Annotated in this window: 2 protein-coding genes and 1 pseudogene; 1 reads left to right on the top strand and 2 read right to left on the bottom strand. The window is 72.5% G+C overall.

Annotation, left to right across the window (positions count from 1 at the left end; translation table 11 throughout):
• Window positions 1-320: pseudogene (locus ACFU99_RS32120) on the bottom strand (amino acid ABC transporter substrate-binding protein); the annotation flags it as partial.
• The gene (locus ACFU99_RS32125) at window positions 295-846 is read right to left on the bottom strand and encodes a hypothetical protein (protein ID WP_384398729.1); all 552 of its coding nucleotides are present in this window, start codon (window positions 844-846) and stop codon (window positions 295-297) included. The pseudogene ACFU99_RS32120 and the gene ACFU99_RS32125, both read right to left, overlap by 26 nt.
• Window positions 847-993: 147 nt before the next feature.
• Here ACFU99_RS32125 and ACFU99_RS32130 point away from each other — a divergent pair, with 147 nt between their 5' ends.
• Window positions 994-1,428 carry a hypothetical protein gene (locus ACFU99_RS32130; RefSeq protein ID WP_384398731.1) on the top strand — a complete coding sequence of 145 codons (435 nt, stop codon included), beginning with the start codon at window positions 994-996 and terminating at the stop codon, window positions 1,426-1,428.
• The last annotated feature ends 131 nt before the right edge of the window (window positions 1,429-1,559 follow it).

Below are 1,559 nucleotides of genomic sequence, written 5' to 3' on the forward strand. Positions count from 1 at the left end.
TCGCAGGTCACGGCCTGAACGGGGCGGCCGGCCAGGCCGCCGGAGGCGTTGAGGCGGGCGAAGTAGGCGCGGGCGCCGTCACGGGGGCCGGTGAAGGCGGAGCCGCCGACGGGGCTGGTGGCGCTGGAGATGATGCCGACTTTGAGGGGCGGTCCGGGGGCGGCGGTGGACCGGTCGTTCCTGTCGTTCCTGTCGGTGAAGTCGCTCTCGGGAAGGCGGCTGCCGCAGGCGGTGACGAGAGCGGTCGCCATGAGGATCGCGAGGATCAGGGCGGGCGCCGACGGGGCGGCGCGGTCAGCAGCCCGGCGCCTTCGGCGCATCGCCGCTCAGCTTCACCAGCGCGCACAGCGTCTTGACCGACACCTTCCAGACCTTGTCCTGGTATACGGACGTACCGGACGCGCCCGGCAGCGCGGTCTGCCCGCTGAGCAGCAGCGCGTACCGCACCTCGGCCTCGGTGGCGGAGGAGAACGTGACGCCCGAGACACGGGCCTTGACCTGGCTGCCGCGCTTGTCGCCGCTGAACGCGAGGAGCAGCGGCTTCAGCTGCCGGCCGTTCTGGAGGAGATCGGCCTTCTCGTCGTTCGTGGTGGCCGGGTCGAAGAACTTCTCCCAGTTCTCCTTCACCTCGCGCCGCGCGGCGGCCTCGTCGGGGGGCCTGGCCCCGGAGGGCGAGGATGGTTCGCCGCTCTCCGCGGAGGGTGGCGAGGAGGCCGACGCCGAGGCGGGCGGGGGCGTCGCCGGCTCCTCCGTACCGCCGGAGTCGTCGCTGCACCCGACGGCCGCGACGAGCACGACCGCCGACGCCAGGACGGCCCGCCGCGCACCGCTTCCACGGACCTTCATCGGCCACCACCACCCGCTGTCGGAGGCTTTCGAGGAGGTTTTCCGGTTGCCTGCCGGTTTCCCCTCACTCGGCATAGTGCATCGGTCGGGCGGTGATGCACAGTCATTACACGGTCAACGGACAGCCATCACGACACGGGGGTCCCGATGCGCACCACGCAATGGACCGGCTGGGCCGCCCTGGCGGGCGGAGCGGTGCTCTGTGCGATCGGCTGGTACGGGATCTCGGGCGAGCGCTTCGCCGAGCGCCAACTCCCCTACCTGGCCTCTTGCACGATTCCGGGCGCGGCCCTGATCGTGGCGGGGGCGATTCTGCTGGCGCGCGGCGAACAGGGAGTGGCTGCGGACCGGGTGGCGGAGCTGCACAGGCTGCTGGTGACGGTGGACGAGGCGAGGCCGCCGGAACCAGCCGAAGCGACCACGGCTCCGGACGACCGGCTGGTGACCGTCCCGGAAGGGACGATGTACCACCGGGCGGACTGCCCGCTGGCGGCGGACGGCCGCGGGGGGCCGATCGCGCCGGAGGCGGCCGGGGCCCTGTCGCCTTGCCCGATATGCGCCCCGCCTCCTCCGAGTTCCTGAGCGGTGGGGACGCGGCCGATGGAATCCCTGAGCTACGAACTCACCCTGGCGGGGCTGGCCGTAGGCAGCGCGGCGGCCCTGACCGGCATCGGGCTGATCGTCACCTACCGGGCGACGGGAGTGCTCAACCT

Source organism: Streptomyces sp. NPDC057654 (assembly GCF_042800135.1).
In the GTDB taxonomy this organism is placed as follows: domain Bacteria; phylum Actinomycetota; class Actinomycetes; order Streptomycetales; family Streptomycetaceae; genus Streptomyces.

Coding starts and splice junctions, on each gene's coding strand:
- ACFU99_RS32130 (WP_384398731.1), top strand. CDS start 994: ATGCGCACCACGCAATGGACCGGCTGGGCCGCCCTGGCGGGCGGAGCG.
- ACFU99_RS32125 (WP_384398729.1), bottom strand. CDS start 846: ATGAAGGTCCGTGGAAGCGGTGCGCGGCGGGCCGTCCTGGCGTCGGCG.